General features: G+C 75.2%; 10 protein-coding genes. 2 read left to right on the plus strand and 8 right to left on the minus strand.

Annotated features, from left to right (window positions below):
* Positions 1 to 173: 173 nt before the first annotated feature.
* Positions 174 to 1,739 (minus strand): bifunctional phosphoribosylaminoimidazolecarboxamide formyltransferase/IMP cyclohydrolase, encoded by a 1,566-nt coding sequence (gene purH, locus ABD954_RS12925; protein WP_345486172.1) that lies wholly within the window; start codon positions 1,737 to 1,739, stop codon positions 174 to 176.
* Positions 1,714 to 2,343, minus strand: coding sequence for a phosphoribosylglycinamide formyltransferase (gene purN, locus ABD954_RS12930; protein ID WP_345486173.1), 630 nt, complete (start codon positions 2,341 to 2,343; stop codon positions 1,714 to 1,716). Before purN ends, purH begins: the two co-directional genes overlap by 26 nt.
* Before the next feature lie 208 nt (positions 2,344 to 2,551).
* On the opposite strand from purN, the gene ABD954_RS12935 reads away from it, so the two are divergent.
* Positions 2,552 to 3,238 (plus strand): hypothetical protein, encoded by a 687-nt coding sequence (locus ABD954_RS12935; RefSeq protein ID WP_345486174.1) that lies wholly within the window; start codon positions 2,552 to 2,554, stop codon positions 3,236 to 3,238.
* Between the two features lie 378 nt (positions 3,239 to 3,616).
* Here the strand turns inward: ABD954_RS12935 and ABD954_RS12940 are convergent, their stop codons facing one another.
* Positions 3,617 to 5,125 carry a cell division protein PerM gene (locus ABD954_RS12940; RefSeq protein ID WP_345486175.1) on the minus strand — a complete coding sequence of 503 codons (1,509 nt, stop codon included), beginning with the start codon at positions 5,123 to 5,125 and terminating at the stop codon, positions 3,617 to 3,619.
* Positions 5,126 to 5,245: 120 nt separating this feature from the next.
* Here ABD954_RS12940 and ABD954_RS12945 point away from each other — a divergent pair, with 120 nt between their 5' ends.
* On the plus strand, positions 5,246 to 6,700 hold the full coding sequence (locus ABD954_RS12945) for a sigma factor-like helix-turn-helix DNA-binding protein (RefSeq protein WP_345486176.1): 1,455 nt from the start codon (positions 5,246 to 5,248) through the stop codon (positions 6,698 to 6,700).
* Positions 6,701 to 6,871: 171 nt separating this feature from the next.
* Here the strand turns inward: ABD954_RS12945 and sucD are convergent, their stop codons facing one another.
* The 5 genes from sucD to ABD954_RS12970 all read right to left on the minus strand — a co-directional run bounded on the left by sucD (position 6,872) and on the right by ABD954_RS12970 (position 14,728).
* Positions 6,872 to 7,756 (minus strand): succinate--CoA ligase subunit alpha, encoded by an 885-nt coding sequence (gene sucD / locus ABD954_RS12950; RefSeq protein WP_345486177.1) that lies wholly within the window; start codon positions 7,754 to 7,756, stop codon positions 6,872 to 6,874.
* 19 nt (positions 7,757 to 7,775) lie between these two features.
* Complete coding sequence (gene sucC, locus ABD954_RS12955) at positions 7,776 to 8,954, minus strand: ADP-forming succinate--CoA ligase subunit beta (RefSeq protein WP_345486178.1); 1,179 nt, start codon at positions 8,952 to 8,954, stop codon at positions 7,776 to 7,778.
* 496 nt (positions 8,955 to 9,450) lie between these two features.
* Positions 9,451 to 10,716, minus strand: coding sequence for a vWA domain-containing protein (locus ABD954_RS12960; protein ID WP_345486179.1), 1,266 nt, complete (start codon positions 10,714 to 10,716; stop codon positions 9,451 to 9,453).
* On the minus strand, positions 10,713 to 13,604 hold the full coding sequence (locus tag ABD954_RS12965) for a DUF5682 family protein (RefSeq protein WP_345486180.1): 2,892 nt from the start codon (positions 13,602 to 13,604) through the stop codon (positions 10,713 to 10,715). Before ABD954_RS12965 ends, ABD954_RS12960 begins: the two co-directional genes overlap by 4 nt.
* Positions 13,601 to 14,728 carry an ATP-binding protein gene (locus tag ABD954_RS12970; RefSeq protein ID WP_345486181.1) on the minus strand — a complete coding sequence of 376 codons (1,128 nt, stop codon included), beginning with the start codon at positions 14,726 to 14,728 and terminating at the stop codon, positions 13,601 to 13,603. Before ABD954_RS12970 ends, ABD954_RS12965 begins: the two co-directional genes overlap by 4 nt.
* Between the last annotated feature and the right edge of the window lie 5 nt (positions 14,729 to 14,733).

Raw genomic sequence — 14,733 nt, forward strand, 5'->3', positions numbered from 1 at the left:
CGGCGGAATCGGCGGCCGGGGCCGGTCCGCGGCGCCGGGCGGACGGCCCTGGGGAGGGCGGGCACCGGGGCGGACGGCAGACGGTGCCGGACGGGCGGCCGGCGGCGCGCGGAGGGCCCGCCGGTACGCACCTCGTACCGGCGAGCCCTTGTCCGCGTCACACGCGGGGGGGCTCAGTGGAAGAAGTGGCGCGTGCCCGTGAAGTACATCGTCACGCCCGCCTTCTTCGCGGCCTCGATCACCTGCTCGTCGCGCACCGATCCGCCCGGCTGCACGACCGCCTTCACGCCCGCGGCGGTCAGGATCTCCAGGCCGTCGGGGAAGGGGAAGAAGGCGTCGGAGGCGGCGTACGAGCCGCGCGCCCGCTCCTCGCCCGCCCGCTCGACGGCCAGCTTCGCGGAGTCGACGCGGTTGACCTGCCCCATGCCGACGCCGACCGAGGCGCCGTCCTTGGCGAGCAGGATCGCGTTGGACTTGACCGCGCGGCACGCCTTCCAGGCGAAGGACAGCTCGGCCAGCTCCTCCGCGGAGAGGGCCTCGCCGGTGGCCAGGGTCCAGTTGGCCGGGTCGTCGCCGTCGGCCTGGAGGCGGTCGGTGACCTGGAGGAGGGCGCCGCCGTCGATGGGCTTGACCTCGACCGGGCCCGCCGGGGCGCCCTCGGCGCGCAGCACGCGGATGTTCTTCTTCCGGGCGAGGATCTCGACGGCGCCGTCCTCGTAGCCGGGGGCCACGATGACCTCGGTGAAGATCTCGGCGACCTGCTCGGCCATCTCGACCGACACCGGGCGGTTCACGGCGATGACGCCGCCGAACGCGGACAGCGGGTCGCAGGCGTGCGCCTTGCGGTGCGCCTCGGCGACGTCGGCGCCGACCGCGATGCCGCACGGGTTGGCGTGCTTGATGATCGCGACGCACGGCTCGTCGTGGTCGTACGCGGCCCGGCGGGCGGCGTCGGTGTCCGTGAAGTTGTTGTACGACATCTCCTTGCCGTGCAGCTGCTCGGCCTCGGCGAGGCCGCCCGTGCCGTCGACGTACAGCGCGGCGCCCTGGTGGGGGTTCTCGCCGTAGCGGAGCACGTTCTTGCGCTCGTAGGTGGCGCCCAGGAAGCCGGGGAAGCCGCTGTCGTCGGCCGCCGCGTAGTCGTCGGCGAACCAGCCGGCGACGGCCACGTCGTAGGCGGCGGTGTGCCGGAACGCCTCGGCGGCCAGCCGCTTGCGGGCGGTCAGGTCGAAGCCGCCGGCCTGGACCGCGGCGAGGACGTCGGCGTACCGCTCGGGGCTGGTGACGATGGCCACGGACGGGTGGTTCTTGGCCGCGGCGCGGACCATCGACGGACCGCCGATGTCGATCTGCTCGACGCACTCGTCGGGGGTGGCACCGGAGGCGACGGTCTCCCGGAACGGGTAGAGGTTCACGACGACCAGGTCGAAGGGCTCGACGCCCAGCTCGGCCAGCTGCTCGCGGTGGGACTCCAGGCGCAGGTCGGCGAGGATGCCGGCGTGCACGCGCGGGTGGAGGGTCTTGACGCGGCCGTCCAGGCACTCGGGGAAGCCGGTCAGCTCCTCCACCTTGGTGACCGGAACGCCGGCCGCGGCGATCTTCGACGCGGTGGAGCCGGTGGAGACGAGCTCGACCCCGGCCTCGTGCAGACCGCGGGCCAGCTCTTCGAGCCCCGTCTTGTCGTAGACGCTGACCAGCGCGCGGCGGATGGGCTTAACGGTGTCCGTGTTCACCGACATGAACCTTTCGTCCCTCAATGCTGTAGCCGTTGCGGGCGAGGCGCCCCACGACCTCGACGAGCAGCGAGCGCTCGACTTCCTTGATGCGCTCGTGGAGCGCGGCTTCATCGTCCTCGTCCCGCACCTCGACCACGCCCTGCGCGATGATCGGGCCGGTGTCGACACCGTCGTCGACGAAGTGGACGGTGCATCCGGTGACCTTCGCCCCGTAGGCGAGCGCGTCGCGCACGCCGTGGGCACCGGGAAAACTGGGGAGCAGCGCCGGGTGGGTGTTGACGACCCGGCCGCCGAAGCGGGCGAGGAACTCCTTGCCGACGATCTTCATGAAGCCGGCCGAGACGACGAGGTCCGGCTCGTACGCGGCGGTGGCCTCGGTCAGGGCACGGTCCCACAGCTCGCGCGTCGCGTGGTCCTTGACGCGGCACACGAAGGTGGGGAGCCCGGCGCGTTCGGCCCGGTCGAGTCCGGCGATGCCGTCGCGGTCGGCGCCGACGGCGACGATCTCGGCGCCGTAGCCCTCGGGGTCGGCGGCGATCGCGTCGAGCAGTGCCTGGAGGTTCGTGCCGGAGCCGGAGACCAGGACGACGAGGCGGGCGGCAGCCACTGGGGTCACTCTTTCCGTGGTGTTTGTGCGGTCGTACGAACGAATCGCGCCCCTCGATACGGGGAACCCTACGAAGGGGCCGACCGTCAGCAACGATACCGGCACTCCGGACGGCCCCCACGGGACGGGGGCGGGGCCGGGCGGTAGCGTCTGGGTCCGACGACACGCCACACCCGCGCACGACAGACAGAGGGAAGACATCCAGCACATGCCGGATCGCCAGTCCACGAACGACGACAACCCGTTCGCACCGCCCCCGGAGGGGCAGCCGGACCAGCCGTGGCGCCCGCGGCGCCCGGAGGGTCAGGAAGGGCAGGAGGGACAGGGGGCCGACGGGGCCCACGGGGACGGTTCGGCGTCCGGCCCCGGCTGGAGCAGCAGCCAGCCAGGACGTTCCTCCGACGGCTTCGGCCGCCGTCCCGAGCAGCCGTCGGGCGGCGGCCGGGGCGGCCCCGAGGGCGGCCAGGGCCCGGGGCTCCGCTGGGACCCGACCGACCCGGCCCAGCGCCGCGCGCGGTACGCGGTGCTGTCGGGCATGTGGGCCTTCTTCTTCGCGATCTTCGACATCCCCGAGCTGGCGCTGCTGCTCGGCGCGCTCGGCCTGTACTGGGCGATCAGCGGCCTGCGCGCCAAGGCGAAGACCCCGGACGCGCCCCACTCCCCCGCCCAGACGTCCGCCGCCGCGGGCGCGGCCCGCTCCCAGCGGACGGCCGCGATCAGCGGCCTGGTCGCCTCCGCGGTGGCCCTGATGATCGTGGCGAGCGGCTTCGCGATGCACCTCGCGTACCGCGACTTCTACGAGTGCCGTGCCGACGCCCTCACCAAGCAGAGCCAGCTGGCCTGCAACGACCTGCTGCCGAAGCCGCTGCAGGACACGTTCGGGGTGCGGGAGTAGGACGCTTCCGGCGCAGGGGGCGGTGAAGGGGCGCGCGTATACGGCGGACGAAGGCGGACGGGGCGGGCCGACGGCGGCCGCAGCCCCGGCGCCGTCGGCCGACCGGCGGCCGGCGGGCCGACGTACGGGCGTGCCGGCGGACGGCGGGCCGGCGTACGGGCGGACGGCGTGCCGGCGGACGGCGTACGGGCGGACGGCGGGCCGACGTACGGGCGTACCGGCGGACGGCGGACGGCGTACGGCGTACGGGCGGACGGCGGGCCGGCGTACGGACCAGGTGGGCGCACGGCAGCGGGGCCGCACCGACCGCCCGGCACCGCAGCGTACGGAACCGGGCGGATGGGCGGGAGCGGGCCCAGCCACGCCTGCCGGACGGGGTCAGCTCGCGGGTGGCGGCGGGGACGACGGTGGCGGCGGTGGCGGGGTGGCGGGTCGCGTGGAGGGCTCCCACGCGGCGGGGAGGAAGCCGTAGCCCTCGTCGGAGGGGTCCTCGTCCAGGGCGTCCAGAGCGTCCAGGGCCGCGAGCGCGCCGGCGGAGGCGTGGAAGCCGTCCGGGGAGCCGAGGCCCTGCCGGTTCTTGCCGGCGTCGGAGCCGGATGCCGCCCTGGCGCCCGTACCTGAGGGGGAGGGCGGGAGTGCGGGCTGCGGCGGCGCCGCGGCGGCCGCACGTTCCGCCGCGCGGCGCAGGCGGCGGCGCCCCCATCCCCGTACCGCCAGGGCCGTCGGCGCGCCCACGGCCGTGCACCACAGCACCGCCGCCGCGCCCGTCTGCCACCACACCGGCCCGAAGGACGTGAGCCGGTCCGAGCCGAGCGGGCCGCCGGCCGCCGCCGCGAGGACCGCGACGGCCGCCCCGCAGGCCCAGGACGCCCCGAGCGCGGCCAGCGCCGTCTCCCGGCCCGTCCACGCACCGGCGGCCCGGCCCACGCGGCGCCCGAGCGCCAGGGCCGCCACCGCCGGGATCGCCGCCGCCGTCCAGTGCAGCCACCGGGTGGGGCCCTCGGCGGGGAGCGCGGCGAGCAGCGGGAAGTCGGGCACCGCGGGACTGCCGGTGGAGCCGAGCGGGGTGACGAGGGCGCCCGTACCGAGCGAGAAGCCCGGCCCGAGCCCGTACGAGACGCTCCAGACGACCGCGTTCGGCAGCAGGGAGAGCACCAGAAGGGCCAGGGACACCTGGCCGGACCACTCCCCGGCCAGGCCGTGGAAGGACGCCTGTGCGGCGCCGACGTGCCACAGGAGCGAGGCCGCCGTGAGGAGGGAGGCGCCGCCGAGGAGGCCGGCGAGCGCGAGCCCGGCGGCGCGCAGGGCGACCGCGCTCTGTTCCCGGCCGGGCAGCGGGCGGCCGTGCGCCGTCCAGGCGCCCGCGGCCGCGGCACCGAGGACGGTGAGGGGCGTCCAGGCGCCCGCCGTGGGCAGGTCCGCGGGCAGCGTCCCGGCCTCCGTGTAGACCAGGGCCACGGCCGCGACCAGCAGGTATCCCCCGGTCACGGCGGCGACGGCACCGGCCGTCGAGGGCGCGGGACGGCCGTCGTCCGGATCGAGGGTGTCACGGGCCGCGCGGTGCGCGAGCCACCACGGCAGGACGCTGAGCAGCAGCGGGGTGACGCCGAGGGTCGCGGGGACACCGGACACCGTGTCGGTGCGGATCAGGTCCGCGCCGTGGGCGAGCAGCCACAGCCCGGCGGCGGTGCGCAGGGCGCCTCCGGGGCCGCTGTCGGAGAAGGGCGAGGCGATCCAGGCGGCGATCACGAGGACGGACAGCGCACCGAGCCCGAGCCCGGCCGCGACCCCGCCGCGCACGAACGCGGTGGCCAGGGCCGCGGAACGGCGGCCCGGCGCGGCGGCCTCGGGCACCAGGGGCGGGCGCTGTTCGGTCACGTACGTCACGGGGCCCATGCTGCCAGCGACACGCTGTTCGCCCTCGTAACGGGCGAATGACCGTTGTGTCGCTCAATATACGTTTATGTACTTTTCCGCCCAGAGCTGCGCCGCGGGAGGTCGACGCCGATGAGCCCGACGAGTCCGTCCGTCTCGCTGCCCTCTCCCAAGGAGAGGCGCCGGCTGCGTGAGGTGCTCTCGCTGAGCGAGGAGCAGGTCGCGGAGGCTCTGGGTGTCACCCGCGCCACCGTCCGCGCCTGGGAGACCGGCCGCAGCTCCCCCCGGGGACGCAAGCGGGAGGCGTACGCGAAGCTGCTCGGCGTGTACGAGGAGCCGACGGCGCCCCGCACCGAGAAGCCCGCCCGCCCGGCGCCCGCCGCCACGCGGCCGCGCCCGGCCGCGAAGGGCACCGCCCGGCCGCCCAAGTCGCCCACGACGCCCGGCTCCACCGGCGTGCCGGAATCGGCGACCGCCGCCTCCGTGGCCCGGGAAGGGTCCCGCCCGCCCCGGGAACGCCTGAAACCCGCCCCAGTGGACGCGACGCCGGACACGGCGGACACGGCGGACAGGGCGTACTCGGCGGCCTACGCGGCGGACGCGGCGAAGCCGTCCCAGGCTCGGGAGGTCTCCCTCCTGCCGGGAGGGCCCGGCGAGTCCGGTGAGCCCGGTGAGCCCGGTGAGCCGAGGGAGACCCCCGCGCCCGTCGCGACCACCGCCACGGCCCCCACCGCCACCAGCGAGCCCGACATCGACATCGACATCGCCGCCGAGCCGGATCCGCCCGCGCTCACCCCGGAGGCGGCCTTCGACGCCCTGTACGCGTACGCCGCCCCGGGCCTCGTCCACCAGACCTATCTGCTCACAGGCCGCCGCCGGCTCTCCCGCGAGTCCGTCGAATACGCCTTCCACCACGCCTGGCAGCGCTGGCCCGAGGTCGCCGTCGACGCCGATCCGGTGGGCTGGGTCCGCGCGGTGGCGCACGAGTACGCGCTGTCCCCCTGGCACCGCTTCCGGCGCCGCCACCGGCACCCCGACTCCCCGCCGACCGAGGCGTCCCGGCGCGCCCTGCTCGGGGCCCTGCTGGAGTTGCCGCCCCCGTACCGCCGCACCGTCCTGCTCTACGACGGCCTCGGCCTCGACCTGCCCGACACGGCGGCGGAGACCGAGGCCAGCACCCCGGCGGCCGGCAACCGGCTGCTGCACGCCCGCGCGGTCATCGGGCAGCGGGTGCCGGAGCTCGCGGACCCCGAGGCCCTGCAGCGTCGGCTGAGCGCGCTCGTCGCGGAGGCGCCGACGGCGACGCTGGCCCCGGCGAGCAGCGTCCGGAGCGGCAGCGAGCGGCGGACCCGGCTGTTCACCCGGGCGGTGATGGGGCTGACGGCCGCGCTGATCGGCGTCACGGCCTTCACCGCGGCGACCGCGCCGACCCGGTACATCCCCGTCAACGCCCCCGGCGAGGTCGTCGAGGGCGTCCCGGTCAGCGGCGGCCCGCAGAAGCTGGGCCCGGAGGACAAGGAACTCCGCGACCGGCTGCGGTCCGCCCCGCACCCCGGACCGGAGCGGCTGGTACCGCGCCCCGAGTGAGCCGGCGGCGCGCATGCGAGCGGGCCCCGCCCCCGCCCGGTTTCCCGGGAGGGGCGGGGCCCGCTCACGTACGGCCGTCCGCGTCGTGACGGCCTGTCAGGCTGCTGTGCGAGTCAGCCCGTGTCCGGTCGCGTCGGCTCGTGCCGACGTGCACGGTGTGCGCGGCGTGTGTCAGCCGGCGAGGATGGCGCGCGCCAGCTTGGCGGTCTCGGTCGGGGTCTTGCCGACCTTGACACCGGCGGCCTCGAGGGCCTCCTTCTTCGCCTGGGCGGTGCCGGAGGAGCCGGAGACGATGGCGCCGGCGTGGCCCATGGTCTTGCCCTCGGGGGCGGTGAAGCCCGCGACGTAGCCGACGACCGGCTTGGTGACATTGGCCTTGATGAAGTCGGCCGCACGCTCCTCGGCGTCGCCGCCGATCTCGCCGATCATGACGATCAGGTCGGTGTCCGGGTCGGCCTCGAAGGCCGCCAGGCAGTCGATGTGCGTGGTGCCGATGACCGGGTCGCCACCGATGCCGACGGCGGAGGAGAAGCCGATGTCACGGAGCTCGTACATCATCTGGTACGTCAGCGTGCCGGACTTCGAGACCAGGCCGATGCGGCCCGGCTTGGTGATGTCGCCCGGGATGATGCCGGCGTTCGACTGGCCCGGGGTGATGAGACCGGGGCAGTTCGGGCCGATGAGGCGGGTCTTGTTGCCCTTCTCCACGGCGTACGCGTAGAACGCGGCGGAGTCGTGGACCGCGATGCCCTCGGTGATGACCACGGCGAGCGGGATCTCGGCGTCGATCGCCTCGACCACGGCGGCCTTGGCGAAGGCCGGCGGGACGAAGAGGACCGAGACGTTGGCGCCGGTCTCCTTCATCGCCTCGGCGACGGTGCCGAAGACCGGGACCTCGGTGCCGTCGAAGTCGACCTTGGTGCCGGCCTTGCGCGGGTTCACGCCGCCGACGATGTTGGTGCCGTCACCCAGCATGAGCTTGGTGTGCTTCATGCCCGTGGCACCGGTCATGCCCTGGACGATGACCTTGCTGTCCTTGTTGAGGAAGATAGCCATGGCTGTTTGTCCTCGTCCCTTACTTCGCAGCCGCGAGCTCGGCGGCCTTGTCGGCCGCGCCGTCCATGGTGTCCACGCGCTGGACCAGCGGGTGGTTGGCGTCCGACAGGATCTTGCGACCCAGCTCCGCGTTGTTGCCGTCGAGGCGCACGACCAGCGGCTTGGTGACCTCGTCGCCACGGGAGGCGAGAAGCTCCAGGGCCTGCACGATGCCGTTGGCGACCTCGTCACAGGCGGTGATGCCGCCGAAGACGTTGACGAACACGGACTTGACGTCCGGGTCGCCGAGGATGATCTCCAGGCCGTTCGCCATGACCTCGGCGGAGGCGCCGCCGCCGATGTCGAGGAAGTTGGCGGGCTTCACGCCGCCGTGGTTCTCACCGGCGTACGCGACGACGTCCAGGGTCGACATGACCAGGCCGGCGCCGTTGCCGATGATGCCGACCTCGCCGTCGAGCTTGACGTAGTTGAGGCCCTTGGCCTTGGCGGCAGCCTCGAGCGGGTTGGCTGCGGCCTTGTCCTCGAGCGCCTCGTGCTCGGGCTGACGGAAGTCGGCGTTGGCGTCCAGGGACACCTTGCCGTCGAGGGCGATGACGTCGCCGGAGGCGACCTTCGCCAGCGGGTTGACCTCGACGAGGAGCGCGTCCTCGGCGACGAAGGTCTTCCACAGGGTCACGAGGATCTCGGCGACCTTCTCGGCCACGTCGGCCGGGAACTTCGCCTGGGCGACGATCTCGCGGGCCTTCTCGATGTCGACGCCGTTGTTGGCGTCGACCGGCACCTTCGCCAGCTTCTCGGGGGTCGTCGCGGCGACCTCCTCGATGTCCATGCCACCGGCGACGGAGGCCATGGCGAGGAAGGTGCGGTTGGTGCGGTCGAGGAGGTACGAGACGTAGTACTCCTCGAGGATCTCCGGAGCGGTCTCCGCGATCATCACCTTGTGGACCGTGTGGCCCTTGATGTCCATGCCCAGGATGTCCGTCGCACGGGCGACGGCCTCGTCCGGGGTGGCGGCCAGCTTGACGCCGCCGGCCTTGCCACGGCCGCCGACCTTCACCTGCGCCTTGACGACCGACTTGCCGCCAAGCCGCTCGGTGGCCTCGCGCGCCGCCTCAGGCGTGTCGATGACTTCACCGGCCAGCACCGGTACACCGTGCTTGGCGAAGAGGTCCCTCGCCTGGTACTCGAACAGGTCCACGCGCGTCCCTTTTCTAGATGATCGCGGTTCGTTGTCTGCGTGGGCGTGCCGCGAAGGGCAACGTGACTGCGCTGTCACTAGGGAGGCGTACACGGTGTCCGTGGACGCGGCATGTCCGTCTCGCAGGTTATCCCCGTGGGCCGTGGGTCCCTAAATCGCAGGTCACAACGGAGCGGTGATACGGGTCACAGATCGTAGGGGCGGCGGGGCGTTCCGTAGGCCCCGTGACGGCGCCGCATCACCTCCTTGTGGCAGGCCGCGCGCGGGCGTCGGGCCCCTCACGGCGCGCCGCCCCGCGAGGTGAGGGCCGCCGGGGCCGGACTGTGATATGGACCTCAGTCGGCCGCCGGGCACCCGTCCGGGCGGTCGGGCCGCGACGGATTCCGCACCGGCCGGAGGCGGCGGACAGGCGACGGGACCCGCCCCGTGGACTCCGGTGGTGTACTCCCGGGGCAGCCTCCCCGGCGGACCGTGGCCGGTCTCGCCCCCGGCGGCCTCAGGTGGCGGGTATCGGCAGCGGGCGCTTCTCGAGGGCGGCGGCCATCACCTCGGGGAAGAGGTCGGGGGTGCAGGCGAAGGCGGGGACGCCGAGGGCGGCGAGCGCGGCCGCGTGCTCCCGGTCGTAGGCGGGCGCCCCCTCGTCGGAGAGGGCGAGCAGGGCGACGAACTGCACGCCCGACGCCTTCATCGCGGCGACCCGCTTGAGCATCTCGTCGCGGATGCCGCCCTCGTAGAGGTCGCTGATGAGGACGACGACGGTGTCGGCCGGGCGGGTGATCCTCGACTGGCAGTGGGCGAGCGCGCGGTTGATGTCCGTGCCGCCGCCGAGCTGGGTGCCGAAGAGCACGTCGACGGGGTCGTCGAGCCGGTCGGTGAGGTCGACGACGGAGGTGTCGAAGACGACGAGCCGGGTGGTGATCGCCCGCATGGAGGCGAGGACGGCGCCGAAGACGGAGGCGTAGACGACGGAAGCGGCCATGGAACCGGACTGGTCGATGCACAGGACGACCTCTTTCCTGACCGCTTTGGAGGCCCGGCCGTAGCCGATCAGCCGCTCGGGGACGACCGTGCGGTACTCCGGCAGGTAGTGCGCGAGGTTGGCGCGGATGGTGCGGTCCCAGTCGATGTCCCGGTGGCGGGGGCGGCTGATGCGGGCCGAGCGGTCCAGGGCGCCGGTGAGGGCGGCCCGGGTGCGGGTGGCGAGCCGCTTCTCCAGGTCCTCGACGACCTTGCGGACGACGGCCCGCGCGGTCTCCTTGGTGGTCTCCGGCATGGCCTTGTTCAGGGACAGCAGGGTGCCGACGAGATGGACGTCCGGCTCGACGGCCTCCAGCATCTCCGGTTCCAGGAGGAGGGTGGCGAGCCCGAGGCGGTCGATCGCGTCGCGCTGCATGACCTGGACGACGGTCTGGGGGAAGTAGGTGCGGATGTCGCCGAGCCACCGGGCCACGGAGGGCGCGGATCCGCCGAGACCGGCCGAGCGTTCGCGGCCGCGGGGCGCCTTGTCGTAGAGGGCGGCGAGGGCACCGTCCATGGCGGCGTCACTACCGGTGAGGGCGCGGCCGGTGCCGTCGGCCTCGCCGCCGCCGAGGACCAGCCGCCAGCGGCGCAGCCGCTCGTCGGCGGTGGCGGGGGTGACGGCGGGGACCGGGGCGGCGGCGGTCGGGTGCGGCGTGACGGCGGGGACCGGGGCGGCGGCGGTCGAGTGCGGAGTGACGGCGGGGACCGAGGCGGCACCGGTCGGGTGCGGGGTGGCGTTCATACGGATGCCTCCGTGCCGAGGATGAGGTGGAGCAGGGGCAGGACGGCGTCGGCGCGCCCCTCGTCGAGGTCCGGCGCGAAGCCGGGTACGGCGGCGGGCCGGCCGGGGCCGGCCGTGGCGGGGCCACGGGCGACGAGCTCGCCGAGGGTGCGGCGCACACCGGTCTCGTACGCGGCGAAGGTCCGGCGCAGCAGCGGCAGCACGTCGGTGAACGCCTCGGCCGGTACGGCGCCCAGCCAGTCGTCGACCAGGCCGAGCAGCCGCTCGTCGTGGACGAGCAGCAGACCGCCTCCGGAGGCGCCGCCGACGAATCCCTCGATCCACGCGGCGGCGTCGGCGGGCGGGGTACCGGGCGACAGCGCGAGCCCCATCAGCCGCGCTGCCTCGCCCTCGCCGATCCGCCCCTCGTCGAACAGCAACCGTGCTGCCCGCCCCCGCAACACCCCGGGCACCCGCTCCCGCCCGACGAGCCGCCACAGCACACCGCTCCACCGCGAGGCAAGCCCGGTGTGGGGCTCGGAGGGCCGGGCCGGTGGCTGGGCGGGGCCGCCGTGACCCGGCCCGGGGGCCCCGGGCACGGCCTCGGACGCGGCGGCGTCGGGTACGGCTTCGGGTACGACAGCGTCGGGCACGGCGGCCTCGGGCCCGGCCAGGCCCGTCCTCGCATGGGCGGGGCGGTCACCGTCAGCAGCGGCCGTTCGGGCGTCGGCGGGCCCCCTGTGGTGGTCCGGTCGGGCCGAGGCGGGCCCGGCGGCCTCCGGTCCGGCGGCCTCCCGTCCGGCGGGCCCGGCGGCCTCCCGTCCGGCGGCGTGGGTCTGGCCGGCCGGGGTCCCGGCCGCCTCGGCCTCGGTGGGCGGGCCCTCGTCGGCCCGGGCCGGCACGTCCTCGTCCGGGGCCGACCCTGGCTCGGGGCCGGTGGAGGGGGGCGGTGCCCCGGGGTGGGCCTGCGGGGGCTCGGCCCGGGCCGGGTGGGCCGGGAGCAGGGCGATGGCCGTGTGGACGGCGTCGAGCCGGTCGCGCATCTCGGTGGCGGCGTCCGGGTCGAGGCCCGCGCAGGCGGGCGGGAGGCCGACGCAGATGCGTTCGGCGAGGCCGGCGGCGACCTCGGCGAGGGCGGTCGTGTCGGTCGCGCGCACGTCGCCGTAACGGAGGGAGCGGGCGAGCGCGGGCAGGGCCTGGGCGAGGTGGGCGACGTCCGCGTCGAGGGCCGCGCGGTCGGCGAGCGCTTGCAGCACCGCGGGCAGGGCGTCGCCGAGCCCGGCGAGGAGGCACTGCTCGGCCAGGGCGGTGACGGTCGCGAGGTCCTGCGCGGCGGCGGCCCGCGCGGCGGCCTTGGCAGTGGCCGCCGCCTCGACGGTGGTGCCCCAGACGCCCGCCTCGGCGACCTGTACGTGGAGTTCGGGCTCCCAGCGGAGCCGCCAGCTCTCCCGGAAGGTGCCGGTGGAGCCGCGCCCCGCGACGGGCGCGCCCCAGCCGACGCCGAGGAGCCGGAGCCGGTGGAGCAGCCGGCTGCGGGCCGCGTCGTTGTCCTTGCGCAGATCGAGTTCGAGCTCGCGCTCGCGGGCCTCGGGTTTGAGGCGCAGCGCGCGCTGGAGCCGTTCGAGGTCGCGCTGGAGCGGTACGGCGGGGGCTCCGGCCGGGACCGTGCCGAGGACGTCGCCGACGACGAGCCGGTCGCGGACCAGGTCGAGGGGCACGTCGGAGCCGTCGCCCATGACGGCCCGGACGGCGTCGACGGTCTCGCCGAGGCCGGGCAGCGGCCGGCCGCGCAGGACGGCGAGGGTGTCGGCGAGCCGTACCGCCTCGATGACGTGGGCGGAGGAGACGGGCAGGTCCTCGTCCCTCAGCAGCCCGGCCACCTTGGTCATCCACCGCTCGACGGGGCGGTCGGGGGCGGAGAACAGGTGCGCGTACCAGCCGGGGGCGTCGATGCCCGCCCCGTAACCGGAGCGACGGGCGAGGCGGCGGTTCGTCCACGGCACCCAGGTCAGTTCGGTCTTCACCTTGGGCAGCCCCTTGAGCAGGGCGCGGTCGGCGGTCACCCTGCCCTTGCGGAGCAGTGCGGGCACGTGCCAGGCGCCGCAGACGACGGCCACGTCGTCGCCGAACTCCTTCTGCGCGGCCCGCAGCTGGATCCGCATGTAGGCCTCGCGGACCAGGTCGCGGGGGTGGCCGCCGTCCCCGTACGCCTCGCGCAGCGCGCCCATGGCCTCGGCGAGGGCCTCGAAGGGGGCGAAGGGGTCGGCGGCGCCGCGCAGTTCGACGACGTCCTCCCACCAGCGCTCGGCGTCGTCGTGGCCCGCCGCTTGGGCGAGCTCGGCGACGGGGTCGACGCGCAGTCCCCGGTCGGCGACCTCGTCCTCGTCGCCCCAGGTGGGGTCCGTGGCGGCGAGGGTGTGGGCGGCGGGCAGGTCGATGAAGCGGACCGCGGCCCCGTGGGCGAGAGCCCAGCGGAGGGCGACCCACTCGGGCGAGAACGCGGCCATGGGCCAGAACGCGGCCCGCCCCGGGTCGTCCACGGCGTGCGCGAGCAGGGCGACGGGAGGCCGCATCTCCTCGTCCGCGGCGAGCGCGACCAGCGCGTCGCCCTCGGGCGGTCCCTCGATCAGCACGGCCTTGGGCCGCCCCGCGTCCAGTGCCGCGGCCACGGCCCGCGCCGAGCCGGGCCCGTGGTGCCGCACGCCGAGCACGAGGGGCCCGGGGGCGGGGGCACCGGAGCGGCGTACACCGGCGGCGCGGGTCGTCGCGGCACCGGCCTCACCGCTCTCGGCGCCCCGGGCCGCGCCGGCACCCGCCCCGGCAGCGCCCGCCCCGACGCCCAGCACCTCACCCGCGGCGACGTCTCCGCCCTGGACCCGCGTGGCCGGGGCGCCCGTGAGCCGCGTCATGCGCTCACCTCGCGGCAGGCGCGGTAGAAGTCCTTCCAGCCGTCTCTCTCGCGGACCACCGTCTCCAGGTACTCCTGCCAGATCACCCGGTCGGCCGCCGGGTCGCGGATCACCGCGCCGAGCAGGCCGGCGGCGACGTCCGCGGAGCGCAGCACGCCGTCGCCGAAGTGGGCGGCGAGGGCGAGGCCGCCGGTGACGACGGAGATCGCCTCGGCCGTCGAGAGCGTCCCGGAGGGCGACTTGAGCTTGGTGCGGCCGTCGGTGGTCACGCCGTCGCGCAGCTCGCGGAAGACGGTGACGACCCGCCGGATCTCGTCCACGCCCTCCGGCACCGCGGGGAGGTCGAGCGAGCGCCCGATCTGGTCGACGCGCCGCGCGACGATGTCCACCTCGGCCTCCGGGGTGGCGGGCAGCGGCAGGACGACGGTGTTGAAGCGGCGGCGCAGCGCGCTGGAGAGCTCGTTGACGCCGCGGTCGCGGTCGTTGGCCGTGGCGATGAGGTTGAAGCCGCCGACGGCCTGCACCTCCTCGCCCAGCTCCGGGATCGGCAGGGTCTTCTCGGACAGGATCGTGATGAGGGTGTCCTGCACGTCGGCGGGGATTCGGGTGAGCTCTTCGACGCGGGCGGTCATGCCGCTCGCCATGGCCCGCATGACGGGGCTGGGCACGAGGGCGTCGCGGCTGGGGCCGTGGGCGAGCAGCCGCGCGTAGTTCCAGCCGTAGCGGATGGCCTCCTCGGGGGTGCCGGCGGTGCCCTGGACGAGGAGCGTGGAGTCGCCGCTGACGGCGGCGGCCAGGTGCTCGGAGACCCAGGTCTTGGCGGTGCCGGGCACGCCGAGCAGGAGCAGGGCGCGGTCGGTGGCGAGCGTGGTGACGGCGACCTCGACGATACGGCGCGGGCCGACGTACTTGGGTGTGATCACCGTGCCGTCGGGGAGCGTGCCGCCGAGGAGATAGGTGGCGACGGCCCAGGGCGACAGGCGCCAGCGGGTGGGGCGCGGCCGGTCGTCTGCGGCGGCGAGCGCGGCGAGTTCGTGGGCGAAGGCGTCCTCGGCGTGCGGCCGCAGGGCCGTCTCGCGGGAGGCGTGCGCGGCGGCCGCCGTGGTGGTTTCGGGCAGGGTCATGGGTC

This window comes from Streptomyces roseoviridis (assembly GCF_039535235.1).
Taxonomy (GTDB): domain Bacteria; phylum Actinomycetota; class Actinomycetes; order Streptomycetales; family Streptomycetaceae; genus Streptomyces; species Streptomyces roseoviridis.